The following is a 24,558-nucleotide window of genomic DNA, read 5'->3' as shown; positions in this document are numbered from 1 at the left end:
CGTTCGTCCTGAGCCAAGATCAAACTCTCAATATAGTTTGTACTTGTGCTCGCTTTTGACAAGCTAGCTTTTTGCTTTTCTTCTTACACATACTGGTTGTTTTGTTCAGTTTTCAATGATCAATGTTACGTTGTCGTTTTTACAACGAAATATAATATATCATGTTGAAATTAAGAAGTCAATACCTTATTTTCAGCTTTTTAATATGTTTGTAATATTTCGCCGCTCAAATGACGACAAGAAATAATATACCATAATCACAACAACTGAGCAATAGTTTTTTTAAAGTTTTTTCAAAAAGTAACATTACTTTTTGAAATGTGGATTCTCTTCGTTTCTATATCAAGCATCTTAAAAAAATAGCAAAATTATCTGCCACACAATACGCAACAGGTTCAAACTCATTGGATTTTTCATGAAACCATATACAAACAGGTGGATCGAACAATCTGTTATAAAATCTAAGCAAACAAAGTCACCAGTAAATACACTAGCTACCTGCAATACCTCCACCCCTAGCAGATCTTCATTATCAGTTGACCTTTCATCTATATAAGTTGAATGAAATAATGCTGCTTGTCACACGTTTTTGTTACATTTATAAGTTCAATAGTAAAAAAATAACGGTAATAATCGTCCAAATAACAATAGCTGCTAATAAAAAACCAATCCCATTCTTCGCTTTGATGGATGTTTCCTTCCTTACTTCATTCAGTTTCAATAAGAACGCCCCTACTTCTTTGTATGTACACAAAGACAAACAAAGCATTTTTCTATTTTCTCTTCATCGAAACAAAATAAAAACTATATCCCATCAGATATAGTGTCAAAATGGCGTTTATTCAATTTTCATTTTTTGAGGAATATATTTCTGAATTTCCTCTTTATTTGCTACACGTGTATACAGCTGAAAAATCGCCTTATATCGTTCCCGCATCGATTGCTTCACGATGTTATCAATACGCGAATCACCTAAATCCAACAGCAACTCTTCCAGCTCGCGCTTAATAATATATTGCAACTCTTGTTGTTCCTTTTCATTAATCAATAAACCTAACATAGGCTTCACTCCTACTATTTACTTTATGTAATAAACTACCCAACGTTTTATCTCTTATTCCTTTTTTTCAACCATTTCAAACATAATTAGACAACATATCAGCGTGTCTCCATGCATAGGATAGGACAAGCCAGCACGTCAAAGGAGGAAAAGTGAATTGAGACGTTTATATATTATTAGTATAAGGAAGACATTATTATTAATCCTGCCTATTTCCTTTTTCATTGCATTGTTTTTATTTCTGGAATCTAATTATACATCCATGGTCTTCTCAAGCAAAGAAGAGCCTAGGGCATTACAAACTGGTAGTGAAGAAAATAACGCCATCGCTTTGACATTTAACATCAGTCATGGGGATGAACAAGCACTCCCTATTTTAGAAAGATTGAAAAAAGAGGACGTGACGGCTACTTTTTTTCTTAGTGGTGAATGGGCAGAGCGACATCCTGACATCGTAGAGAAAATCACAGAAGGCCAACATGAAATCGGCATGTTAGGCTACGAATATGCGTCTTATACCGAAATGGAGACAGCAGACGTGCAAAAAGATATCCTCAAGGCAAAAGATGTTTTTCAAAAATTGGGGTTGGACGATACTTATCTACTTCGTGCACCTAACGGACACCTCAATGAAGAAATCATTTCCTTAGCAGAGCAGCAAGGCCTCAAAGTCGTGCATTGGAGCTTGAACCCTAATGATTGGACCAATCCCGGCACGAAAAAAATTGCCGAAGATATTCTGGAGAATGTTGCGAATGGCGATATTATTCTGTTACACGCCTCTGATAGCGTCAAACAAACCGAACAAGCACTGGAACTTGTTCTGCCTGAAATCAAGAGCAATCAATCGCTTGTCACTATTTCTGAATTAATCAGTCAGGCAGAAACCAAACAGGAAATATTAGAGTAAAAAGTTGCTTCGCTTCAAGAAATTGCTTTCGTTTAACTTTTATTTCATTGTATAGAAAAGGAATAGACGCGATGGTCTATTCCTTTTCCGTTAAACGATGTAATATTAATAATTGATAGGTATTGCACAACACCAAAGGTACAATCATGAGCCACGCGTAATCGCCATTACTGGTTCTTAACCCTGGTACCCACTCAATCGAAGTAATCACAATCATAAAAAACAGAGCTGGTATAAATGCCCGGCGCTGTGTTTCTTTCGCCTTGATCCAGGCGATTATCAAACCGTAGATAAGCAGTGCAATGGCCGTCAGTACAAACATCCACAAGCTGCCATTTTCAACACTTCGATAACGGAAGTAAACCAGATCAAACAAAGCAAAAGCAATCAATCCTATTTGAACAATCGGCCAATAGCTGCGGAACAGACCTAATGCAAACTGGTTTACTGTCAAATAAGCAAAAAAACCCATCTGACTGATCAGACTAAATACAAAACCAAGCGCCGCAAAAAAGATAAACAAACCCAATACCTCAAACCAATCAAATGGACTTATGTATTCTGCATATACTGCAGATTTCACGAAAAAACTAACAATTAGTGTGGAAACGCCACCTAATAACAAGGTAGTAAAAAATAATCTCACCACATTACGACTTTTCAAAACAATATCCCCCTACATTGATCACTCTATGCATAGTTTAACACGTCTTTTAGTTTTTTTCTCTTGCCATACATAATTCATTATAAATGACTCCATATTATAAATACAGATTATTTTTAAGAAAGGTAGCGGTAATCCATGTACCGATTCATTTATATATTACTCATTCTTACCATATTAGCAGGCTGCGGGGGCTCCGATACAGAAGCGCAGGAGAGAAATGATTATGAAGGCGTCAAGCGAATGGTGACAGATATCCTAAAAACAGAGGAAGGCAAGCAGGCCATCAATGAGGTATTGGCCGCCGATGATATGCAGCAATCCTATGTTATTGAAACAAAAGTCGTCAAAGAAGCCGTCACCGAAGCCTTATCCTCTGAAGAAGGAAAACAGTTTTGGACCAAACTGTTTCAAGATCCGACGTTTATTGAATCATTTGCCACAACCTTACAAGAAAAACAAACGGAAGTAACCCAAAATTTAATGAGTGACTCAAATTACCAGAAGAAAATGATGGAAATTTTGAGTGATCCTGAAATGGAAAAGCAAACACTCACCTTATTAACCAGTCAGCAATTTCGGGAACACCTTGAAAAAGTAGTAGACGAAACCCTGCAGTCACCCGCCTTCCAAGCACGAATGGCAGAACTCATAGCTCAATCTTCTCAAAACTCGCAATCGGGCGGGGGCGGTGGAGGAGAAAATGATGAGGGAGTAGCTGGAAAATCGGAGGAAGAAGAAGGACACAACGAACAGGATAAAGAAGAAATCGAGAACAGCGCCGGAGGATAAAGTACACAACCTAAGGCAAACACCTTAGGTTGCGTATAACAACTCGCTATTCAAAACTGTTTTATTATCTGTTTGGCTACTTCAATATATTCTTTCCCATTTGGATGATCTTCCTGATAAATCGAAGGGGCAAAGACATCCTTTTCCTGATAAGGCTGCTGCAAGGACAGACGGCCGATCACTTTAGTTTCTAGTGTTTCCGCCAGCTTATCGCCTCCTCCTTTACCAAAGACATACTCCTTCTCTCCGGTGACCTGGCTTTGGAAATAGGCCATATTTTCCAAAATACCGAGAATCTCGTGATCGGTATTAATCGCCATTTGCCCAGCACGTGCCGCTACAAATGCCGCGGTTGGATGAGGAGTGGTCACGATCAGTTCCTTAGAAGATGGAATCATATTGTGCACGTCAAGCGCCACATCTCCTGTACCCGGGGGCAAGTCTAATAAAAGAAAATCAAGTTCTCCCCACTCCACTTCTTTAAAAAAGCTTGTCAGCATTTTCCCTAAACGTGGACCACGCCATATAACTGGAGAATTATCCTCAACAAAAAAGCCCATCGACATTACCTTGACACCAAAGCGCTCTACCGGGATAATTTTATTTCCATTCAATTTCGGGCGTTCCTCGACACCCATCATATCCGGAACACTAAAACCATAAATATCCGCATCAATAATACCTACCTTCTTGCCTAAGCGTGCCAATGCTACTGCGATATTGACCGTAACGGTGGATTTACCCACACCACCTTTACCACTGGCAATGGCCAGGAAGTTTGTCTTTGAATTTTTGCCAAGAATAGATGTATCTTTTTCCTCTGCTGGCTGATACTTTTCAATTACTTCATCCGGGAGCTGAGTGAACCTAAGTCCTACTGTCGCCGCCCCTAATTGCTTAATCTTCCCTACCAATTCCTGCTGAAGCTGCATTTGCTCCGCTGTGTTGGTCTTAGCGATTGCCAATTTCACACTGACATGATTTTTGTCGGTTTTAACGGAAACGTCTTCAATTCCTTCCGTTTCTTTGAATGTCTTATGTAAAAATGGATCCTTCATTGTTTCCAGAAGTTCCATGACACTTTGTTCTGTTATCACTATCCGTCACCTCATTTATAAGCTGTAACATTCTATTTGATAGTATAACATAAAGCAGCGCTTCCTTCAGCAAAGAGGCTTGTTATTTAGCGGCGGCAAATTGCAGAATACCTTGGTAAATACTTGCTGCCATTTTTTGTTGATAGTCAGGAGAAGTAAGCAATGCCCGTTCCTCTTCATTGGATAAGAAGCCAATCTCTACTAGTGCTCCGATTGCCTCAGCATGTTGTAGCAAATAGATATGCTCAATCGCTAATGCCTCCCGTGTTGTATTTTCTAAATGGTGACGAATCGTTGATTGAATTGACTTCGCCAGTACTTCATTCTGTTCCTTTCCAGGATAAAAGAAGACCTGTGCCCCTCGCCATTGTTTAGCTGGTAATGCATTCAAATGGATACTAAGAAAGAGATCCGCTTCGTTCTCCTTAATAAAAGCCACCCGTTGATGAATATCCTCTGTTTTCCGGCGAGATAAGCTCGTCGTACCTTCTTCCGCCAAATCATAATCCCCTTCCCTTGTTAAATAGACGATCGCCCCTGCTTGTTGTAGATAATCTTGCAATTGATGACTGACAGCTAAAGCAATCTCTTTCTCTTGTGTTCCATCCGATCCTTCTGCCCCGCCATCTGCTCCACCGTGACCAGGATCTAACACAATCGTTTGACCAGCAAGCGGAAGTGACCACGTCTGCCATGAGTCCGTCGCCTGCTGTATCGGATATTGGACAAGAATAATTAACAGAAAGAGACCCATCAGCCAAAACATTACCTTCAAGGTTTTTGACATTCGCTTTTCCCCTTTCACAGCGCTTCATGGTTTGCTATATACTATATGGGACAAGCGAGAGATTTATGCTTGGCGATTATGCCCTCCCCCGTCCGTAGAGCAAAATCGAAACATTTCGATAGCATTCAGCATTTTTTCGAGACGTAATTTCCCTTTTTAAAACCACACTACACCTTGATATTACAACTTAATCACCAAAAAATACTTTGACAAGACGAAACGCATCGTTTATACTAAAAAGCGAAACGTTTCGATATGCTACTATCAAATGTAAGCGATTAAAAAGGGAGGGCTTTTCATGTTAAAACACAGAATTATTTGGTTTGCACTAACCATCATCACCGTTCTATTTGTAAGCGCTTGCGGTTCAGATGATGGAGACACCTCAACAAGCGGAGAAGATGGACCTTTAAAAGTATGGGGTATGGGGGAAGAAGGTAAGAAGTTAGCAGTTATCGCCGAAGACTTTGAAGAAGAAACCGGTATCCAGGTAGATGTACAAGCCTTGCCATGGGATAATGCTAAAGATAAGCTACTCACTGCTGTCGCTTCAAAAAAAGGCCCGGATATCTTGCAAGAGCCGTCCACCTGGGTACCGCAGTTTGCAGAGTCTAATACCTATCTGGATTTATCTGACTACTTTGGAAACGAGGACTACCCTAACCTCAAAAAAGAAAATTTTAACGAATCAGCAATGAAATCGGTAGAGCTTGACGGAAAAATACAAGCAATGCCCTGGTTCGTCGCCGTAAATGCCTTATTTTATCGTACGGACATCTTAGAAGAAGAGGGATCTCCAAATGGTCCGGAAACACAGGAAGAAATGTTAACACTGGCCCAATCATTAAGCGAAAGAGGCGATGATCAATTCGGTCTTGGCATCCCGCCTGAAGATTTTAATTTAATGTTTACGTTTGCCATCCGCCAAGGTTGGACTTACGAAAATGATAAAGGAGCAGAAAACTTCAAAAAACCAGAATTCAGAAAGATGATAGAACTTTATCAAGAAATCTTTCAAAACGGCTTAAGCTCGGTGCAAGATCAAGGAAAAGAACCAATGCAGGCATTAGCAGATGGCTCCAATCCTATGTTTTTTTCTGGCCCATATATGGTCAGTCTGCTTCAAGAACAAGCACCCGACATTGATGGTCAATGGAATGTACGGGTAGTACCTACAGCGGAAAATGGAGATAATTTTATCGGCGGAACCCAATTAGCGATTTTTCATAATACGAATAAAGCAGATAAAGCCGCACAGTTCCTGAATTATATGGCCGATCCAGAAACGCAAGTCAAATGGTACGAAGCGTCTAATTCGCTTCCCGCAGTTAATGAAGCATGGGAAGATCCAATTCTTGCCGAAGACGAGATGTTAACGGTTTTTCAAGAACAAATGGAGCATACCCAATTACCCCCAAACATTCCGGAATACGAACAACTCGGTGAGCAACTGGTCAACTCGATGGAGAAACTTATTCGTGGTACAGCAGACGTAGATACGGTAATGGAGGAATATTACCAATCAGCGTCCGATATCTTATCTGATTAAGGCAAAGGCTCATCAACAAGAAACCCCTGAACTCTCGGAGAATTCGGGGGTTTTTCATTATTGTTCATCAAACCAAGGTGAATTGCTGGATGTGCCGTATTGGCTTACATCCTCCCAGCTATTTTCTCCATCATCACCAACTGTTTTGGTGATTCGTGTGGGTGTATCTGTGGCAGGCGGCCTTTCTTTGGCATGCTCCACACAACAATCGGCTGTCGGAAGGGCCTCTAACCTTTCACTAGCAATAGGTTCCCCACAGACCTTACAAATGCCATAAGTACCTTCTTCCATTGCGTGAAGAGCCTCATTAATATCGGATAGTTCTTGCTCAATATGTCGTTGCAGCGCACTATCCTTTTCCTTGTCAAACAGTTCACTTCCTGTATCAGCTGGATGGTTGTCGTAATCGGATAGTTCCTGGCTGAATTCGTACGTACTTTCCATGCCACGTCTTTTCCTTTCAATTAATTGTTCTTGCCGGTCTATAAGCTGTTGTTGTAGTTTCGCTATATCCAACTCGCTCTCTCCTTATTTCCATTAATACTTATATTGTATACAGCTTCGACCGAATCATTCTCTGTTATTATAAGGAAAACTGATTTGTTGAACCAGCCAGCCAAAACTAGATCTTCTTTCAACGTGTCATATTATGACGGCCATCTCCTGTTAATTTTACTCTTTTTTGGCCGTCACTCTTAAAATGACGGCCATTTTCCGGGGATTCTTCTCTTTTTTGGCCGTCATTTCGACAAATAGGATGACCACTCCCCTCGAATCCCACTCCATTCCGCCCGTCATCACGACTCTACTCATCCCTCAAAAAAAGAGACACCGCCCAGCCAGACGAATGTCCCTTTTAATCATTATAATTTTGCTAGTTCAGCTGCATATTTCTCCTCCAGCTTTCTTGCACCTTCTTCTCTTCCTGTTTTTCTTAAGTGTTTTAAATACCTTTGTAGATTCTCTGGTTTTGCGTGATACGGGCCACCTTCCTTGATAACCGTCCACATCGGGTCTACATCATACTTCATCGTGGTCATCATCTCATCATGCCACTCGTTCAAGAGATAGACCGCTTCTTTACAGATATCCCGTTTCTCTTCAGCAAGGTTAACTTGCTCGTAAGGATCGTCCGCTAAGTTAAAGAGCATTTCCTTATCAAATAAGTGAAAGCCATCATGATACGTACGGATATATAACCAATCGTCGAAACGAACACTTCGCTGGCAAACATGAGCATTCTGGGAGAACACGAGGTAATCCCTGCCAGCTCGCTCCCCGTTCTTTAACACCGTCGCATAACTTTGACCATCCCATGAGGCACGAGGTTTTTGTTGGAACAGTTCAGCCAAGGTAGGACCAAGGTCTAAATGATAATGCAAGTCTTCATCTACATGACCCGCTTGCATACCCGGCCACCGAATAATCATCGGCAAACGACAAGTCATTTGATCGGCTGTACCATGCTCCGCATAGATACCAAGCTCCCCAAGATTCTCACCATGATCGGCCGTGATAATAATGATGGTTTCTTCTAATAAACCTTGTTCTTCCAGTTTGGCAAATAACTGACCAATGTGTTGATCGAGAAAATGAAGACCTGTGTCATAACCATCTATCACACGTCGCAAGCCTTGTCTATCCGTTATTTCACCTGGCTGACGCGGAAAGCTCGGCCGTTCACTATTATCATACATATTAATCTCACGGGCCGAGTGCGGGCCAATACTTTCTAAATGCTCTGCCAGCACCTCATCTGTAATCCATTCAGGCAGTGGTTCCTCTTTAAAAGGATCGCCAAATGATTCAGGCGCACGATACGGGGTATGCGGATCCCAATAATTCACATACAAAAACCAATCATCTTGATCTTCGTGACGATCTAACCAATCCAGCACGGTCGGCGTCACTTCTTCTGCCGACTCATCGCCCGTCTTTCCAGTGTTGTACATTTCGTTAAAACCAGCATAAAACTGCCAAGAGGAATGTCTTTCAGCAAAAGGACTGACCAAAGCCGTCTTCATTCCTTCTTGACGAAAGACGGTTGGCAAGCTATCCGTTTTCAGAAGATCATGAAATTCACGGTTTTCTCCTTCCAATCGCATATCACCTGCTGTCCCACCATGACCAATGTTACCAGTATGTATCCCAAACCGTCCGGTCATCAACGCATTACGCGAAGGAGCACAAGGCGCATCGGTCGTATAATAATTGGTAAAGCGAACCCCTTCTTCTGCTATTTTGTCAATATTCGGAGTCGTGTTACGGTGATAACCGTAACACCCCATATGATCTGGCCTAGTGGAATCTAAATCCAACAACAATACTCTCATTATCTTCCTTCCTTTCGTCTTTTTATAGTGATCATGTGTTACACATGGATGATCCTTTACTATGTATGCTGCCTGAATAACCACGTATACAGGCGTTTCTCTTGGAAGGCCGGAACCCACGAGTCATGCCCTACCCCCGGGTAGACCGTTAACTGTACCTGGTTATTAAAACGCTTTAAATAATCTATCATCGTCGTTGTTTCTTCTACAGGAACGACATCATCTTCTTCACCGTGAAAGGCCCAAATTGGTAAATCTTGCAGTTTTTCCAACTGTTGCGGTATATCTTTTTTAGAAAATGTTTGCGGAAACTCTTCCGCACGATGTTCTGGTAACCGAAGCGCACCACAGACGGGCACCATTGCCGCAAAACGCTCTGGTTGCTGCAAAGCAAGATTCCAAGCTCCGATCGCTCCCATACTTAAGCCTGTTAAATAGATACGTTGCTCATCCACCGGATAATGCGCTATCATTTCATCTAATAAGCCGCTGAGGACTGATAATTCTTCTGTCCAGTAAGCATCCTCCCCACATTGTGGAGCTACAAAAATAAACGGAGCGTCTTGATTCTCGGGCTCAGTCATTTTACTCGCAAAACCATGATAAGTTACCATTTCTAAGTTATCACCACGCTCGCCTGCGCCATGTAAAAATAAGACAAGCGGCCATTCCCCCTGCTCTCCCTGTAAAACCTGTTCCGGCGCGTGAAATAAATAAGGCAATTTCTTATCTTCCTGAATGAATACTTTCTCCGCAAGCATTTACATCACCTACTTCCTATAGATTGTCTTTCTTGGGCAAGTACGACGGATTCCCTAACCACTAACTCAGTGGGTAGCTTATACTGTTCATTAATCTGTTTCCCTTCCAACAATTGAAAGATAAGATGAACAGACAAGGCACCTACCTCATATTTTGGCTGTTTGATGGTGGTTAAAGACGGTGTAACAAATTCCGCTAATTGAATATCATCAAAACCAATGATCGAAATATCCTCAGGCACTCGAATTTGATTTTCTTTAAATGCCTGCATTCCTCCAATTGCCATCTCATCATTACCATAGAAAATAGCCGATGGCAATTCCCCTTGAGCAATCAGAAGCTTGGTAGCACGATAACCGCCTTCCCTCGTAAAATCTCCTTGCAAATTCCATTTGGAATGCTCGAACAGATTATTTTTCCTAAGCGCTTTTTGATAACCGATTAATCGTTTCTTGTTATCGTAAGAATCGACAGGACCGCCAATATAAGAGATTTGTCGGTGTCCCTTATTAATCAAAAACTCCGTCGCCTTAAAACCACCGTCTTCGTTGTCTACTTCCACATGATAGACATGCTCTCCTTGCACATTTCGATCCAGCACAACTAACGGCAGACCACCTTGTGAAGCTTGTAAAGTTATCTTGTCACTAATGTTATTAGCAAGAATAATCGCACCATCCACCCGTTTCTCCATCAAAAATTTTACGGCAGTGGACTGTTTTCCTCCAATGGAACTACAAGCGATCAGGTCATAACCATTTGCTGTGGTAATATCCTGAACTCCTTTAATCAACTCCGAATAAAACGGCCCAGATAGGTCACTCAGAATAAGCGCGATGGTATTCGTCTTCGTGCGCTTTAGATCGGACGCGATACCATTCTTTCTATAATTCAATTGTTTGGCCGCTTCTTCTACCTTTTGCTTGGTCTTCTGACTTACCCGGCCATTATTATTGAGGGCATAGGAGGCAGTGGATACTGCTACTCCTGCCACTCTTGCTACATCTTTGATTGTCGCCATAATATTTCCCCCAACCATGTTATATATCGAAAAAGATCACCATCAACATTCTTCAGTAAATATGTATACGTCACACCAAGCAGCCCTCACCTATAGAGAACATCCTTCTATCGATTGCACCGGACTATTTTTAAGATTCAAACCGTTTGTTGAAACGTTTTGATAAATATCCTCTATTTGATTTTCAGAAATAGTTAACTAGCTTCTTATCCAACAACAGTTACTCTATTTTCCATTATAACACTACCTTGAAAATTATGCATTATATAAAGTAAATGAAAGTATTTCACATCCTCTTATTTTTGACAGGAAACAACTTATGTTATAGGATGAAACTGTGTCGAAACGTTTCTTATTTTTCTTTTTGTAAGCGATGTATTTATCACCTATTTTATCAAAGGAGGCATACGAAATCATGTATAAATTAAAAAACCTGAAAAGCAGAGCAGCAACGGCTGAAAATAAAAATGCAGAGGCTGGTGCGGGTGGAAAAGCTGGAGGTGGACGAAAGGGCTCTCCTTGTATCAGCCCATTGAAACAAGGAGAAACCTATACCTTATTAGATACAGACGGCCCTGGAATGGTACGTCATATCTGGTGCACCCTCCCACCCGGGTCGATCGATCATATGCGAAATGTGATTATCCGTATGTATTGGGATCACCAAGATCAGGCAAGTGTAGAAGTGCCACTAGGGGATTTCTTTGGAATTGCTCACGGCCGCCAACGAAATATATTATCCAGCTGTGTCACGATGCAGGATGGAAAAGGCTTTAATTGCTGGATACCCATGCCATTCCAAAAGCACGCTCGCATAACGATAGAGAATGATGCCACGCGCGATGTTGACCTATTTTTTTATCAAGTTGATTTTACGCTAGGCGACCAAGTGGAAGAGGATGACGGTTATTTCCACGCCCAATTCCGTCGAGCCAATCCTAACCCACTCCACGAAGACTATACCATTATCGACGGAGTACAAGGAAAAGGAGTTTACTTAGGAACAGTACTGGGCGTCCGCTCCTTATACCGCGATGCTTGGTGGGGCGAAGGCGAATTGAAATTTTTCCTCGATGGAGATGGAAAATACCCAACCATCTGTGGGACAGGGACAGAAGATTACATCGGATCAGCATGGGGACTTGAAGAAATTATCACTCCTTATCAAGGCGTCCCTCTTGCCGATGAAAACACGGGATTATATTCGATTTATCGTTTTCATGTAACGGACCCTATTTATTTCCAAGAAGATTTGAAGGTGACCGTGCAGCAGATCGCCTATGGATCCAGCGGCAAGGCCAAAGAACATTTCGGCGAGGAATATCGTGGTTATCGTGCAGCTGGCCCACCGAGCGATAATGACTTCGCCTATTTCGACTTGAGCGATGACTATTGCAGTACTGCTTATTGGTACCAATCACTCCCAACAGCACCTTTCCCAGCCTTACCAAGCAAAACGGAACGTTCGGCTGACTTGCTAGAAGAACAAGAAGGGACAGATCTTAAACGCTCTGATATCTAAGGAGGTTACACTAATGCGCATACTATACATCGATATCGATTCAATGCGCCCCAATCATATGGGAGCATACGGTTACCACCGAAATACCACGCCAAACATGGATCAAATCGCAAGACAAGGAACGCGCTTTTCCAAGGCATACTGTGCCAGCTCCCCTTGCGTACCATCACGAGCTTCTTTTGCCAGCGGGCTATTCGGCATCCATTCTGGCGTCATGACACATTGGGGACCAGGCTGCGACTTCCGCTACACAAGCGATCCTGACAGACCTATGTTTATGCGTCTTTTACGGCAAAATGGATATAAATTAACCACTTTTTCCTCCTTTGCCGATCGCCATGACGCTTTTTGGTATATGGCAGGATGGAATGAGGTCCATACTCACTCTTTGAAAAAAGGGGATGAAAATGCAGACGAAGTACTCGACGCCGTTTTCCCATGGCTAGACCAACATGGCCAGGAAGAGGATTACTTTTTGCATATTCAATTCTGGGATCCACATCGCCAATACACGATGCCCGAATCCTATGCAACGATGTTTGAAAAAGAGGCTGCACCAGCTTGGCCAGATGAAGCCGAAATAACTAAACAACAGGATAGCTATGCCCCATATGGTGCGAGAATGTTGTTCCCAGGCAGTAATAAAAGCCCTTTTTCTTATTTACCAGACCGCATTCAAGACAGGCAAGACTTTATCCAGTTTGTGAATACTTACGATGGCGCAGTTCGTTATCTGGACGATCAGCTCGGATTATTGTTTGATAAACTGGAACAATTAGGAATCATGGAAGATACCGCCATTATCATTAGCGCAGACCACGGGGAAGCCATGGGTGAACATAGCGTATACGGCGACCACACCTGTGCCGATGAGGCGGTTCATCATATCCCGATGATTATCAAATGGCCTGGTCAGACTTCCGTAAACCAAGAATATCATGACTTGGTTTACAACGTTGACCTTATCGCAACCATTTGTGACTTATTAGGAATTAGCGTCCCCAAAAAGTGGGATGGGTGCTCTTTCGCTGGATTGATTTCTGATAGCGAAGCATATACACCAAGGGAATTTCTCGTCTGGGATCATGCTTTATACAGTGTCGGCCGTTCGGTCAGGACAGATAAATGGCTGTTGATGCGCACCTATCACCCCGGCGTCGTACCACTCGAACCAGTCGAGTTATACGACATGAAGAACGATCCTTATATGACTAACAATTTAGCGCCATCACAACCAGATATAGTAAAAGATTTGGATCATTTATTAATGGAGTGGTGGCATGAACAAGTCGGTCAGCCTGGTTCAGCCCCAGACCCGCTGCCTCTCATCGTAGAGAGCGGTCCATACAAATATATCCAAGAGCAGCAATGGGCCGATAATCTCCGAGAAGTAGGCCGTGAAGATTTACGTCAAAAGTACTTAGAGGCAACCAAGCAAAACAATCATTGATTAATCTCTTGTTAAAACGGGTATGGAAAACTAGCCGATACAGTAAGACTGTTATTCATCAACAGGAATATTCTTTCTCCCTCGATGGATAGCAAGACTTACCAAGATGTTTAGCACTTCTTGCCCCCACTCAATTTCAAGCCTGCCACTTCTGGCGGCTTGAAGTTAGAGCTCGCGGGTAGTTAACGATTGGATAAGTCGACATTCGCGAAACCTTTTTTTCATCATTTTGGAGTCGCGAATGTCTACACCCAAACAATCAAGATCGGAGGGATTTCCGATGTAATGTAAAGCTTCAGCTTACCAAGATAACTGTAAACTGAATGGCAAAAATCCAGCATGTGTTAAATCCATTTTGTAACGCTTTAATCGAAACGTTTCGCAACCAAAGCACTCATTTTCTACTAAAAAGAAATGGCTTATTCTCATTATTTAACACTAAAAATAAAAGAATTAATCCTTTATAATCACTGTTTTACCGATATCCATCATCATTAGGATGAAAAAAACCAAAAATATTTTTTGACAATTTACGAGATTTTGTTTACACTTTAACTGAAACGTTTCGATATTTATTTTTTCAGCTTGTTAAACGATTTCATTAATAAAAGGAGTGGAAGCACCATGTTTAAAAAGAAATGGATGTTATTTGCACTATTTATAGGAAGCGTGCTTATGGTATTAAGCGCTTGCTCGTCTAATGATTCGGACACATCATCCGGAGATTCTGATGGTCCATTAAAAGTATGGGGAATGGGCGGAGAAGGTGAAAAGCTAGCCGTTATTGCAGAGGATTTTGAAGAAGAAACAGGTATTGAAGTAGATGTGCAATCCCTCCCGTGGGACAACGCCAAAAACAAACTATTGACCGCTGTTGCATCGGGTGACGGACCGGACGTATTACAAGAACCAGCTGGCTGGATTCCAGAGTTTGCAGAATCCAACACATATATGGACTTATCTGAATTCTTTGGCAATGAAGATTATCCAAATTTGCAAGAGGAAAACTTTAATGAGTCAGCGATGGAATCCGTAAAAATTGATGATAAGATTCAAGCTATGCCTTGGTTTGTCGCAGTGAACGGGCTATATTACCGAAGTGACTTATTAGATGAGGTTGGCTATCCAAACGGACCGGAAACACAAGAAGACTTGATTGATGCTGCAAAACAATTAAGCGAACGTGGTGACGATCAATTTGGAATGGGTATCCCTGAAAAAGACTTTAATATGATGTTCGCAGCCGCTGCTCGTCAAGGTTGGACATTCGAGGAATCCGACGGAGCAGAAAACTTTAAAAAGCCTGAATTCAAGGCCATGTTCGAATTATATCAAGAAATGTTTGAAAACGGTTATGCACCCGTCCAAGACCAAGGAAAAGAGCCAATGGTCGGCTTACAAGATGGTTCCCTGCCAATGTTCATTTCAGGTCCTTATATGGTAGATCTCATCAATGAACAAGTACCAGAGTTAGAAGGTCAGTGGAATGTGAAAGTACTACCCGTCGCAGAAAATGGAGACACTTATATTGGAGGAACGCAATTAGCTATCTTCCATAATTCCAATAAGGCAGACAAAGCAGCGCAATTCCTTGATTATATGGCTCGACCAGAAACACAAGTTCAGTGGTTTGAAGCCTCTTACTCCCTCCCAGCTGTAAATGAAGCTTGGGAAGACCCTGCTCTAGCAGATGATGAGATGTTGAGTGTATTCGAAGAACAGATGGAGAAGACACAATTAGCTCCAAGTATCCCTGAATACGAACAGCTTGGTGCAGAATTAGGAAACACGATGGAGAAGATCGCCCGTGGTGCGATAGATGTAGACGGCGCGGTTGAAGAATTTTACCAAGAAGCGGCAAGTATCTTGGAAGACTAACTCGTATGCAACGCATTAAAAGTAAGGTCTAACCGTAAACTTATTTAGCCTGTTAGACCTTACTTGATACTAAGAGAGGAGGACCGTTATGAACATGAAAAAAATAGCTCCTTATATTTTCATTGGTCCTGCGGTACTGTTATTGTTTGTCTTTACTTTTCTGCCGATCCTGCTGGCATTGGTCATCAGCTTTACCGACCTTAACCTGACTGGTTTAGCGGATTGGTCACAGATTGAGTTTATCGGGTTTGATAATTTCATGCAGTTATTTCAGGATGGTGTATTTAGACAAGCCATTGTTAACACATTGGTCTATGTAATTATTGGCGTCCCTTTGGCCGTAGGAAGCTCTTTTGTTATCGCGTTACTGCTTAATTTTATAAGCACTGGGCTTTCTTCCTTTTTCCGGGTGATTTTTTACATGCCTTCTGTAACCAATATTGTCGCTATTGCGGTTATATGGAGCTTCTTATATAACCAGAACTATGGCTTGTTTAATTACTTACTTTCGGTAATCAATGTCGATGCCATTCCCTGGTTGGAAGAGCCTACTATTGCAAAATTATCACTTATCTTAATGGCCGTGTGGAAAAGTAATGGCATTAGTATGTTGATATTCCTAGCTGCGTTACAATCCATTCCAAAAATGTATTATGAAGCAGCTGATATTGATGGCGCCAACAGATGGCAGAAATTAACGAAGATCACACTGCCTTCGATGCGTTTTGCTACCTTTTTCGTCGTCGTTACAACCTTAATCGGCTGGTTCCAATTTTTCGAGGAGCCTTTCGTCATGACCGAGGGTGGTCCATTGAATGGTACCAATTCTATTGCCCTCTTTATTTATCAGGAAGGTTTCCAATACAATGAGTTCGCTTATGGATCGGCGGCATCGTTTGTACTGTTTGCCATTATTATTATTGCAACAATGATCCAATTCAAACTTCGTAAGAAAGAAGACACTCTATGAGGTGGGAACTATGGAATTAAAAAATAATTTTGAAAAAACGATGGTCATTTTGATTTTAGTCCTTGGAAGTATTCTTGTTTCTGTTCCTTTTATTTGGATGATTCTAAGTTCCTTTAAGCAGGAAATCGAAGTGGTGTCGATTCCACCTACCTTCTTTCCAGAAACAACGATATTTTCACATTACATTGAGTTATTTGAATCACTAAATTTTGGAGTCTACTTAGTAAACACACTCATTATCGTCTTGTTCTCCTTTCTAGGTTTACTCCTTAATACGATGGCTGGCTATGGCTTTGGTAAATTTGATTTTAAAGGTAAAGAGATATGGTTTGGGATTGTGCTTGTTACCATGATGATTCCTGGTCAGGTAACGATGATTCCAACCTATTTAATCTTAAATTTCATGAACTTAACCAATACGATGTCTGGTATTATCCTGCCTGGATTGATCGCCGCCTTTAATATTTTCCTCATACGGCAATTCATGGTGACGATTCCCGATGGATTAATTGAGGCAGCGAGATTAGATGGCGCAGGAGAGTTCCGAATCTTTTTCAGGCTAATTATTCCATTGGCAAAACCAATCATTGCCGTACAAGCGATTTTAACCTTTATCGCTTCTTGGAATAGCTTTATTTGGCCATTAATTATCGCTAATGACGAATCACTCTACACCTTATCGGTTGGACTTTCCTTGCTCAAAGATGCCAATACGACAAGTTATGCCTTACAAATGGCTGGTTCATCCATCATGGTTATTCCAATCTTGATTGTGTTTGCCATTTTCCAGAAATACATTATCGAAGGATTCAATGTATCTGGAATTAAGTAACATCCTTGGGCATGCAGACTATATCCCTGCATGCCCTATCATTCGAAGAAACCCATAGATTTGATCGTAAAATGGAGGATTGTTATATGTCGAAACGCGACTTATATGAGCTTTTAAATCAAATGACACTACCTGAAAAGGTTGCCCAGCTTACACAGTTGGCTACTCCTTTCTTTAAGGGCAGCAGTAAACAAGGAGAAATAACCGGCCCGATGGCAGCAATGCAAATAACCGATGAGGATATTCCCAATATCGGTTCGGTACTCGGCGCTTCAGGTGCGGAAGAAATTCGCTCGATTCAAAAACAGCACTTAGCCGAAAGTCGTTTGGGCATTCCTTTGCTTTTCATGTCGGATGTTGTTCACGGCTTTAAAACCATCTTTCCTATTCCACTGGCCATTGGCTGTTCCTGGAACCCTGCCCTTGCCGAGGAAAGCGCCCGTGTAGCCGCAAAGGAATCGGCAGTATCTGGTATCCACGTAACTTTTGCACCGATGGTCGACCTTGTCAGAGATCCGAGATGGGGTCGCGTAATGGAGACAACCGGTGAAGATCCTTATTTAAATGGCGTATTCGCCAAGGCGCAAGTTCGCGGTTTCCAAGGTGATCATCTGAAAGAAAGCAAGGAACATGTAGCCGCTTGTGTTAAACACTTCGCCGCATACGGAGCAGCAGAAGGCGGACGTGATTATAATACGGTCAATATGTCTGACCGCCAGCTCCAAGAAATGTATTTGCCAGCTTATAAGGCAGCCCTGGATGAAGACTGTAAGATGGTGATGTCTTCCTTTAATATAGTAGACGGTATTCCCGCTACAGCCAATCAAACTTTAATGAACGGTCTGCTCCGTGGAGACTGGGATTTTGATGGTGTTATGATATCGGATTGGGGCGCAGTAAAAGAATTAATCCCCCACGGAGTCGCTGCTGATAAAAAAGATGCCGCTAGAAAGGCATTAAGCGCAGGAACCGATATTGAAATGATGACCGACTGCTATGCCAGCCATTTGGAAGAATTGGTAGCAGAAGGAGTTATCGATGAACAGACCATCGATCAATCCGTTTTGCGTATCTTGCAGCTTAAAGAAGAGTTGGGACTATTTGAAAATCCATACCGTGGCGCTGATCCCGTACAAGAAGAACAGATTATCATGTCTGCCCCTCATCGAGAAGCAGCCAAACAGCTGGCCATCGAGAGTAGCGTCTTGTTAAAAAACGATCAAACCTTACCATTACAGAAATCACAAAAGGTCGCACTGATTGGCCCTTTTGCCGACAATGGGGATATTCTGGGACAATGGTCATGGCAAGGTTCTAAAGAAGACGCCATTACGCTAAGACAGGGGTTGGTCAATAAATTACAAGAAGAGCCGCTACTCGCTGTCGGCAGTGATATTTCAGAGATAAACGCCACTTCTTTAGAACAAGCATTAACCGTTGCTCAACAAGCGGACGTTTTAATCGTAGCACTTGGTGAACATTCAACAATGAGTGGTGAAGCCGGATCCTTAACCAATATTCAACTTCCGCAGGCACAACTCGACTTATTACAGTCCTTAGCAGAGCTAGATAAACCCATTGTCAGCATTTTATTCAACGGGCGACCTCTTGATTTACATGGAGTTATCGAGCATTCCCATGCAATCATTGAGGCGTGGTTCCCAGGTACAGAGGGCGGCAATGCTTTAGCTGATTTATTATATGGAGACGAGAATTTCTCTGGCAAACTAACCATGTCCTTCCCTAACAGCGTTGGGCAAATACCTGTGTACTACAACCACTACAATACCGGCAGACCGAAAGGGGCACCAGATGCCCAGGTTAGATATGTATCTCAATATCTGGACAGCCCGAATGGACCATTATTCCCATTTGGCTTCGGCTTAAGCTATACTACTTTTGCTTACCAAGAACCTGTATTATCCACGGATCAATTGACGTCTGATCGTACACTTAACCTTACTGTTAAAGTCAAAAATACGGGCAATTGGACAGGAACGGAGACAGTGCAGCTTTACCTACGTGACTTAGTGGGTGAAGTAGTCCGACCGGTCAAAGAATTAAAAGACTTTAAACAAGTGAAGCTCCTCCCTGGGGAAGAACAGGAGATTCACTTTACCTTAACGGAAGAGCAACTCCGCTATTACCATTCCGACATGAGTTACAGTAGTGACCCTGGTGATTTCGAGGTGTTAGTAGGGCCAAACAGCCAAGAAACCGTTAATACATTTTTTACGCTTATTTAATATAGAAAGGACGGGACAATCATGACCACACAGCCTATCGCAACTTTTAGATCCGACCTACTAGACTTCTCTTTCTTAAACAGTGGAGATATCTATGGCATTCAACATGAAAATATATTAATCAACCAAGTATTATCCAATAGCCTGGATGGATCGTTACAGAATATCTACTTACGTGTCGTGCAAACAGATGGCCATCTTGCTTCGGCTCCACTATTAGGTGTTCATTCCGACAGTCGTTTCTCGCTAGGGGAAAACAAAGCGAAGTGGACGGGAAAGTTTGCCGGGGTAAATTATGAAGTGATTTTCCATCTGCACCAGTCTACTTGGTTCTGGGAGGTTAATCTATCTGGTAAGGACAAACAAGTAGACTTGATCTACGGACAAGATCTTGGTTTAGCAGGCAAAGGAGCCGTTCAAGCAAACGAATCCTATGTATCTCAATACATCGATTATCACGTATTCGAGAATGCCCAGCAAGGTTACGTCGTTACTGCTCGTCAGAACCAACCACAAGATGGGCAACACCCCTATTTACAACAAGGAGCATTAGACAAAACGGTTGGTTATTCTACCGATGGCTTTCAGTTTTTTGGCTTATCCTATAAAACGACGAATCAGCCAGAGGCATTAAATCAGGAGCACTTAGCAAACGAGGTTTATCAGTATGAATTTGCGTACACCGGTCTCCAATCTGAACAATTAACGCTAAAAGGTGAAGAACAATTTGTCTTTTATGGGCATTTCCAGCCGAACCATGCTCAAGCCATTACTGAATTGACTTTTACCGAAGAGATTCAACAAGCGTGGCAGGAAGTAAAACAACAAGCTTCGGCATACAAGGATCAAGCAGGGATAAGCTGGTCCAACGATTTTGCCGAGCCACTTCAGACCGAGACACTTACGACAGAAGAGATTGCCACTTATTTTCCTAAACGCAAGGTAGAAGAATACCAAGAGGATCAACTGTTATCCTTTTTTACAGATACGTATGAGCATGTTGTGCTAAAAAAGAAAGAACAATGCATAGAGCGACCGCATGGTCATATCCTATTAAGTGGAAATAACGATCATGTACGCGAGGATGTCTTTACCTCCACTGCTTATATGTACGGCATCTTTAACTCACAGGTATCAGCCGGAAACGTAGAGCTCAATAAATGGATGACGAATTCTCGCAATCCATTGAATCGTTTCAAAACAGCAGGACAACGTCTTTATGTCAAATTAAACGATAAGTACCAGCAACTAACCATGCCATCTTTGTTTGAGATTGGTTTTAACTATACACGCTGGTACTATAAAACAGCGGAAGACATGATCATGGTTACTAGCTTTACCACGGTTGATCAACAACAAGCACAGCTTCAAGTAGAATCAGCGTCCGGAAAGGCTTATTCCTATATCCTGACACAGCAATTGACCGAAGAATTTCTATCGACAATGCAAACAACAGACGATTCCTTTTATTTCGAAAAGGAACAAGCAGACGCCGTTTATCCAGGATTGCACTATCAAATGCAGATGACAGGAACAGAAGTCACTCTTTACGATGAGCGCCGATTAGCTGCTAATGCCCAACCAGGAGAAGCCACTTTACTTGTCATGGAGCTCTCCGCTGCCAATCAATTTACCGTCATCCTGCAAGGTGATGTCAAAAAAACAGTTCCAACGTTGGTATCCCACGATTTTGCCCAAGAAACGGAACGATATCGCGATTTTTACCAACAATTACTGGGTGGCTTCCATTTAGACATAGACGGAAAACAGCAATCCGCTGTGGAAAGATTAAATATTCTGGCATGGTGGTATACCCATAATATGCTGGTTCATTTCTCCAATCCACACGGTCTTGAACAATATGGCGGAGCCGCTTGGGGCACGAGGGATGTCAATCAAGGACCACTGGAATACTTTATGGCGACAGGCAATTACCAAACCGTGAAAGATATTATTCAAAGGGTATACGCCCATCAATACGCCGATCAAGGTGATTGGCCGCAATGGTTTATGTTTGACCGCTATACTTCCATCCAGCAAGAAGAAAGTCACGGGGATATTATCGTCTGGCCATTGAAGGTAGTTGGTGACTATCTTGAAGCCACTGGGGACACCTCCATCTTAGAGGAAGAACTGGCTTACATGGATCGCGAAGAAAAACAGTTCACCGACAAGAAATATACGCTATGGCATCATATCGAGAAACAGATGACCTATATAAAGCAGCATTTTTTACATGGAACTCATTTGCCCGCCTATGACGACGGGGATTGGGATGATACATTACAGCCTGCTAACCCAGCCTTTAAAACGAATATGGTCAGCTCCTGGACAACAGCTCTGCTCTATCAATCCTTGACCAAATTAGCCAAGATAGGTGAACAACAAGGCTATCCGCAAGCTGACGAGTGGAAAGAACTAGCTCAGGCGATCAAGCAAGATGTCACCACCTATATGTTAGATGATCAGGTCATGCCAGGATTTATCTATATGGAAGATACGCAGCATCCAGAGAAAATCTTGCATCCAACAGACCAGCGCACCGGGATTCAATATCGCTTACTGCCTATGCAACGTTCGATTATTAGTGAACTGTTCACCAAGGAACAGGCAGAGGATCATTATCAATTAATCCGAAATAAATTGTATTTCCCAGATGGTGTACGCCTAATGAGTCAGCCTGCTCCATATAATGGCGGCGTCAGTACTCATTTTAAACGGGCAGAGCAAGCCAGTAATTTCGGTCGTGAAATCGGCTTACAGTATGTACATGCCCATATCCGTTTCATCGAAGCCATGGCCAAACTCGGCAAACCAGAAGAAGTATGGCAAGGTTTAGCGGTAATCAACCCAGTTGGTATCAAGGATGTAGTAACCAACGCAGAGCTGCGCCAAAGCAATACCTACTTCAGCAGTTCAGATGGTAAGTTCGCCACTCGCTATCAAGCAGCGAAAGACTTTGACAAGCTACGAACCGGCGAAGTTGCTGTCAAAGGCGGCTGGCGGATATACTCCAGCGGCCCGGGAATCTATATCAATCAGCTAATTACCAATGCCTTAGGTATACGCGAAGTACAAGACGGTGTGATTATCGATCCCGTTCTTACCGATGAATTAGACGGACTGCAATTCGATTTCCATTGTTGCAGCAAACCTGTCACCTTCATTTACCACACATCAGCAGCGGAGCACAAGGTGATAGTGAACGGACACAGCATCGAAACGAAAACATTAGTAAACCCATACCGTACCGGCGGGTTTCAACTAGATAAACAGGAGATCCAAGCATTATTAAGCGATGATCAACCAAATCGTGTAGAGATTTATCTGTAAATAACACAACGACCTGTTCTCCTTTTCTAGGGAAAACAGGTCGTTGTTTGTTATATGAATGAAAAAGAGAGCGTTCCCGCGAGGATTCCACATTCTCCTACTACATCTTTCTCATTATTCATTCTGTTTCTCATTGTTGCTCTATTTCTTCGACAAGCTGCCTAGCTGCTTCCGGACTCAAGGTGATCTTGCCTCCCCCAAGCACTAAGTTGTCTGAATTGACTTCACCAGTTACAATACAGGCATGTCCCGGTGTATATTTCTGTAGAATAATTTTCTCTTCATCGACAAAAATCTCCATCGGATCCTTGATATCGATCTCTAGTGTTCTACGCAATTCTTTTGGAATCACAATTCTCCCCAGTTCATCTACTTTTCTGACAATACCTGTGCTTTTCATCCTATCCCTCCTTCGTTATGTTCTCTCTATCCTACCACAAAATTCTATTTTTGTTAAATAAATCGGAGGGAACTGCAGTGACACTGTGTTCAGAAAAAATCGAGAGCTTTGTTAGATTGATAGCGGATTCATTTTATTCTGTTATTAAAAATACTTCAGATTCATTTGCATTTGTCGTATTTTCGATTGGAAGAAAGATTGCAGCTACTTCTTATTCAAATATTCGATTTAGTTCTAAGTTTAATCCCGTTAACGTTTCAACAGAAACCGTGTCCTCTTTTGTAAAAACTCCTTGAAATTTGTACTTCTGCCCCGCCAGCCAATGTATTTCTACTGATTCGTTAATCGGATCAACAATCCAATATTCCTTTACCTTCGCCTGTTCATACAACTGATATTTCTCCCATCGATCTAACTTCACAGAGGAAGGTGAAAGAACTTCGATAATCATATCTGGTGATCCATTACAACCTTTGTCATCTAGTTTATCTTGCTCACACACAACCGACAAATCCGGTTGAACGACATTATTTACATCACTATCCTGTTTATCCTCAGCTAAAAGGCGAACATCAAACGGTGCAAAAAATACTTCACAATCCTTATCTCGCAAAAACACTGAAAAAGCAGTAGATAACTCTCTTAGAATCTGCTGATGTCTACGTGAAGGAGCTGGAGACATATTACATATTTTCCCATCTATTAACTCCAACCTTTCCCCTTCCTCCCAGGTTAGATAATCAGCGTATGAATATTTCCTTTTTTCGTTGGGAATGGCCATTAAAAATCATTCCTTTCCGCTTTTACTTTACAACTATCATATCATATTCAAACACGTTAATCATGTTCTGGCGAAGGGATTAAGGAACGTTTATCTTTTTCTCATCAAACCATTACTCCAGTATATAAGAAAAACCGGGCCAAATTCGCCCGGTCCTTTGCCGACCACTCA

22 protein-coding genes are annotated in these 24,558 nt (G+C 42.0%); 10 read left to right on the top strand and 12 right to left on the bottom strand.

What is annotated here, in order from left to right; all coding sequences use genetic code 11:
* Positions 1–598: 598 nt before the first annotated feature.
* Together BN6556_RS22695 and BN6556_RS21415 are read right to left on the bottom strand one after the other, a co-directional pair.
* Positions 599–721, bottom strand: a complete 123-nt coding sequence (locus BN6556_RS22695) for a DUF7010 family protein (RefSeq protein WP_262361332.1) — start codon at positions 719–721, stop codon at positions 599–601.
* Between the two features lie 117 nt (positions 722–838).
* Positions 839–1,060 (bottom strand): hypothetical protein, encoded by a 222-nt coding sequence (locus BN6556_RS21415; protein WP_066196277.1) that lies wholly within the window; start codon positions 1,058–1,060, stop codon positions 839–841.
* A gap of 157 nt (positions 1,061–1,217) precedes the next feature.
* Here BN6556_RS21415 and BN6556_RS21410 point away from each other — a divergent pair, with 157 nt between their 5' ends.
* A complete protein-coding gene (locus BN6556_RS21410; protein ID WP_066196274.1) occupies positions 1,218–1,970 on the top strand; it encodes a polysaccharide deacetylase family protein in 753 nt (250 codons plus the stop codon).
* 76 nt (positions 1,971–2,046) lie between these two features.
* Here BN6556_RS21410 and BN6556_RS21405 read toward each other — a convergent pair whose 3' ends face one another.
* Positions 2,047–2,634: a KinB-signaling pathway activation protein gene (locus BN6556_RS21405; RefSeq protein ID WP_066196269.1), complete on the bottom strand. Its 588-nt coding sequence runs from the start codon at positions 2,632–2,634 to the stop codon at positions 2,047–2,049.
* Positions 2,635–2,772: 138 nt separating this feature from the next.
* Between BN6556_RS21405 and gerD the strand changes: the two genes are divergently transcribed.
* Positions 2,773–3,426 (top strand): spore germination lipoprotein GerD, encoded by a 654-nt coding sequence (gene gerD / locus BN6556_RS21400; protein ID WP_066196266.1) that lies wholly within the window; start codon positions 2,773–2,775, stop codon positions 3,424–3,426.
* Positions 3,427–3,476: 50 nt separating this feature from the next.
* Here the strand turns inward: gerD and BN6556_RS21395 are convergent, their stop codons facing one another.
* Together BN6556_RS21395 and cwlD are read right to left on the bottom strand one after the other, a co-directional pair.
* On the bottom strand, positions 3,477–4,523 hold the full coding sequence (locus BN6556_RS21395; RefSeq protein WP_066196264.1) for an Mrp/NBP35 family ATP-binding protein: 1,047 nt from the start codon (positions 4,521–4,523) through the stop codon (positions 3,477–3,479).
* Between the two features lie 82 nt (positions 4,524–4,605).
* Positions 4,606–5,310 carry an N-acetylmuramoyl-L-alanine amidase CwlD gene (gene cwlD / locus BN6556_RS21390; RefSeq protein WP_066196259.1) on the bottom strand — a complete coding sequence of 235 codons (705 nt, stop codon included), beginning with the start codon at positions 5,308–5,310 and terminating at the stop codon, positions 4,606–4,608.
* A 298-nt stretch (positions 5,311–5,608) separates the two neighbouring features.
* Between cwlD and BN6556_RS21385 the strand changes: the two genes are divergently transcribed.
* On the top strand, positions 5,609–6,859 hold the full coding sequence (locus tag BN6556_RS21385) for an extracellular solute-binding protein (protein WP_066196256.1): 1,251 nt from the start codon (positions 5,609–5,611) through the stop codon (positions 6,857–6,859).
* A gap of 57 nt (positions 6,860–6,916) precedes the next feature.
* Here BN6556_RS21385 and BN6556_RS21380 read toward each other — a convergent pair whose 3' ends face one another.
* The 5 genes from BN6556_RS21380 to BN6556_RS21365 all read right to left on the bottom strand — a co-directional run bounded on the left by BN6556_RS21380 (position 6,917) and on the right by BN6556_RS21365 (position 10,975).
* Positions 6,917–7,375, bottom strand: coding sequence for a TraR/DksA C4-type zinc finger protein (locus BN6556_RS21380; protein ID WP_066196252.1), 459 nt, complete (start codon positions 7,373–7,375; stop codon positions 6,917–6,919).
* A 156-nt stretch (positions 7,376–7,531) separates the two neighbouring features.
* Complete coding sequence (locus BN6556_RS22240; protein WP_161485739.1) at positions 7,532–7,672, bottom strand: hypothetical protein; 141 nt, start codon at positions 7,670–7,672, stop codon at positions 7,532–7,534.
* A gap of 50 nt (positions 7,673–7,722) precedes the next feature.
* Positions 7,723–9,192 carry a sulfatase family protein gene (locus BN6556_RS21375; protein WP_066196250.1) on the bottom strand — a complete coding sequence of 490 codons (1,470 nt, stop codon included), beginning with the start codon at positions 9,190–9,192 and terminating at the stop codon, positions 7,723–7,725.
* Between the two features lie 59 nt (positions 9,193–9,251).
* The gene (locus tag BN6556_RS21370) at positions 9,252–9,953 is read right to left on the bottom strand and encodes a carboxylesterase family protein (RefSeq protein WP_066196247.1); all 702 of its coding nucleotides are present in this window, start codon (positions 9,951–9,953) and stop codon (positions 9,252–9,254) included.
* Between the two features lie 5 nt (positions 9,954–9,958).
* The gene (locus tag BN6556_RS21365) at positions 9,959–10,975 is read right to left on the bottom strand and encodes a LacI family DNA-binding transcriptional regulator (RefSeq protein ID WP_066196244.1); all 1,017 of its coding nucleotides are present in this window, start codon (positions 10,973–10,975) and stop codon (positions 9,959–9,961) included.
* A 415-nt stretch (positions 10,976–11,390) separates the two neighbouring features.
* Here BN6556_RS21365 and BN6556_RS21360 point away from each other — a divergent pair, with 415 nt between their 5' ends.
* The 7 genes from BN6556_RS21360 to BN6556_RS21330 all read left to right on the top strand — a co-directional run bounded on the left by BN6556_RS21360 (position 11,391) and on the right by BN6556_RS21330 (position 23,206).
* A complete protein-coding gene (locus tag BN6556_RS21360; RefSeq protein WP_066196241.1) occupies positions 11,391–12,497 on the top strand; it encodes a glycoside hydrolase family 172 protein in 1,107 nt (368 codons plus the stop codon).
* Between the two features lie 13 nt (positions 12,498–12,510).
* A complete protein-coding gene (locus BN6556_RS21355; RefSeq protein ID WP_066196238.1) occupies positions 12,511–13,947 on the top strand; it encodes a sulfatase family protein in 1,437 nt (478 codons plus the stop codon).
* Between the two features lie 624 nt (positions 13,948–14,571).
* On the top strand, positions 14,572–15,825 hold the full coding sequence (locus tag BN6556_RS21350) for an extracellular solute-binding protein (protein ID WP_066196236.1): 1,254 nt from the start codon (positions 14,572–14,574) through the stop codon (positions 15,823–15,825).
* Positions 15,826–15,913: 88 nt separating this feature from the next.
* Positions 15,914–16,795 (top strand): carbohydrate ABC transporter permease, encoded by an 882-nt coding sequence (locus BN6556_RS21345; RefSeq protein ID WP_130859082.1) that lies wholly within the window; start codon positions 15,914–15,916, stop codon positions 16,793–16,795.
* A 10-nt stretch (positions 16,796–16,805) separates the two neighbouring features.
* Complete coding sequence (locus tag BN6556_RS21340) at positions 16,806–17,627, top strand: carbohydrate ABC transporter permease (RefSeq protein WP_066196234.1); 822 nt, start codon at positions 16,806–16,808, stop codon at positions 17,625–17,627.
* 86 nt (positions 17,628–17,713) lie between these two features.
* Complete coding sequence (bglX, locus tag BN6556_RS21335) at positions 17,714–19,873, top strand: beta-glucosidase BglX (protein ID WP_066196231.1); 2,160 nt, start codon at positions 17,714–17,716, stop codon at positions 19,871–19,873.
* Between the two features lie 21 nt (positions 19,874–19,894).
* Positions 19,895–23,206, top strand: a complete 3,312-nt coding sequence (locus BN6556_RS21330; RefSeq protein WP_066196228.1) for a cellobiose phosphorylase — start codon at positions 19,895–19,897, stop codon at positions 23,204–23,206.
* 130 nt (positions 23,207–23,336) lie between these two features.
* Here BN6556_RS21330 and BN6556_RS21325 read toward each other — a convergent pair whose 3' ends face one another.
* Both BN6556_RS21325 and BN6556_RS21320 read right to left on the bottom strand, forming a co-directional pair.
* Positions 23,337–23,606 carry an AbrB/MazE/SpoVT family DNA-binding domain-containing protein gene (locus tag BN6556_RS21325; RefSeq protein WP_066196225.1) on the bottom strand — a complete coding sequence of 90 codons (270 nt, stop codon included), beginning with the start codon at positions 23,604–23,606 and terminating at the stop codon, positions 23,337–23,339.
* 211 nt (positions 23,607–23,817) lie between these two features.
* Complete coding sequence (locus tag BN6556_RS21320; protein WP_066196222.1) at positions 23,818–24,387, bottom strand: Uma2 family endonuclease; 570 nt, start codon at positions 24,385–24,387, stop codon at positions 23,818–23,820.
* Positions 24,388–24,558: the final 171 nt, after the last annotated feature.

Origin of the sequence: Gracilibacillus timonensis (assembly GCF_900086715.1) — a bacterium.
Classification (GTDB): Bacteria; Bacillota; Bacilli; order Bacillales; family Amphibacillaceae; genus Gracilibacillus; species Gracilibacillus timonensis.
Note: the sequence above shows the minus strand (reverse complement) of the source record. Positions and strands in the feature narration are given on the sequence as shown.

What these genes read in the sequence shown, in the direction of transcription:
- BN6556_RS21415 (WP_066196277.1), bottom strand. Translation starts at nt 1,060, where the DNA reads ATGTTAGGTTTATTGATTAATGAAAAGGAACAACAAGAGTTGCAATAT.
- gerD (WP_066196266.1), top strand. Translation starts at nt 2,773, where the DNA reads ATGTACCGATTCATTTATATATTACTCATTCTTACCATATTAGCAGGC.
- cwlD (WP_066196259.1), bottom strand. Translation starts at nt 5,310, where the DNA reads ATGTCAAAAACCTTGAAGGTAATGTTTTGGCTGATGGGTCTCTTTCTG.
- BN6556_RS21385 (WP_066196256.1), top strand. Translation starts at nt 5,609, where the DNA reads ATGTTAAAACACAGAATTATTTGGTTTGCACTAACCATCATCACCGTT.
- BN6556_RS22240 (WP_161485739.1), bottom strand. Translation starts at nt 7,672, where the DNA reads ATGAGTAGAGTCGTGATGACGGGCGGAATGGAGTGGGATTCGAGGGGA.
- BN6556_RS21375 (WP_066196250.1), bottom strand. Translation starts at nt 9,192, where the DNA reads ATGAGAGTATTGTTGTTGGATTTAGATTCCACTAGGCCAGATCATATG.
- BN6556_RS21370 (WP_066196247.1), bottom strand. Translation starts at nt 9,953, where the DNA reads ATGCTTGCGGAGAAAGTATTCATTCAGGAAGATAAGAAATTGCCTTAT.
- BN6556_RS21365 (WP_066196244.1), bottom strand. Translation starts at nt 10,975, where the DNA reads ATGGCGACAATCAAAGATGTAGCAAGAGTGGCAGGAGTAGCAGTATCC.
- BN6556_RS21360 (WP_066196241.1), top strand. Translation starts at nt 11,391, where the DNA reads ATGTATAAATTAAAAAACCTGAAAAGCAGAGCAGCAACGGCTGAAAAT.
- BN6556_RS21355 (WP_066196238.1), top strand. Translation starts at nt 12,511, where the DNA reads ATGCGCATACTATACATCGATATCGATTCAATGCGCCCCAATCATATG.
- BN6556_RS21350 (WP_066196236.1), top strand. Translation starts at nt 14,572, where the DNA reads ATGTTTAAAAAGAAATGGATGTTATTTGCACTATTTATAGGAAGCGTG.
- BN6556_RS21345 (WP_130859082.1), top strand. Translation starts at nt 15,914, where the DNA reads ATGAACATGAAAAAAATAGCTCCTTATATTTTCATTGGTCCTGCGGTA.
- BN6556_RS21340 (WP_066196234.1), top strand. Translation starts at nt 16,806, where the DNA reads ATGGAATTAAAAAATAATTTTGAAAAAACGATGGTCATTTTGATTTTA.
- bglX (WP_066196231.1), top strand. Translation starts at nt 17,714, where the DNA reads ATGTCGAAACGCGACTTATATGAGCTTTTAAATCAAATGACACTACCT.
- BN6556_RS21330 (WP_066196228.1), top strand. Translation starts at nt 19,895, where the DNA reads ATGACCACACAGCCTATCGCAACTTTTAGATCCGACCTACTAGACTTC.
- BN6556_RS21325 (WP_066196225.1), bottom strand. Translation starts at nt 23,606, where the DNA reads ATGAAAAGCACAGGTATTGTCAGAAAAGTAGATGAACTGGGGAGAATT.
- BN6556_RS21320 (WP_066196222.1), bottom strand. Translation starts at nt 24,387, where the DNA reads ATGGCCATTCCCAACGAAAAAAGGAAATATTCATACGCTGATTATCTA.